This window comes from Bradyrhizobium sp. NBAIM08, from assembly GCF_020193935.1.
GTDB classification, from domain to species: domain Bacteria; phylum Pseudomonadota; class Alphaproteobacteria; order Rhizobiales; family Xanthobacteraceae; genus Bradyrhizobium; species Bradyrhizobium yuanmingense.
Genome location: NZ_JADYVR010000504.1, coordinates 1 through 434 on the forward strand (window position 1 = coordinate 1; position 434 = coordinate 434).

Here is a 434-nt window from a genome sequence, read left to right on the forward strand (position 1 = left end):
GTCTAGGACGACCTCGGCCCTGATGGGGAGGACCAGGACGTCGGTCGCCGCGCATGTCGGCTCCCGTTGCACTGAGCTTGCTGCGGCGTGGTGGGATGGTGCTTCGTGTCAGACTCCGCCGCTCCCGTGTCCCGGCGCGCCCTCACCATCGGGATGTGCACGGCAGTGGTGGCCATCGCCTTCGAGGCGATCGCCGTAGCCACCGCCCTGCCGGCCGCGGCGCGTCAGCTGGACGGGCTTCACCTGTACGCCTGGGCCTTCTCCACCCTGCAGGTGGGCACGCTGCTGGCCACCGTGGCCGCCGGGCGGCTGTCGGACAGGATCGGACCGGCGCGACCGATGCTGGTGGGCATGGTCGTGTTCAGCGTCGGGCTGGTGGTCGCGGCGACCTCGACGACCATGCTGCAGCTGATCGCGGGTCGGCTGGTCCAGGG

At 71.2% G+C, this 434-nt stretch carries 1 protein-coding gene; it reads left to right on the forward strand.

Translation table 11 applies throughout. From position 1 onward, the window contains the following. Nucleotides 1–165: 165 nt before the first annotated feature. Nucleotides 166–434, forward strand: a 269-nt coding sequence (locus I6F37_RS40670) for an MFS transporter (protein ID WP_368736827.1), incomplete at its 3' end; no start/stop codon positions are given.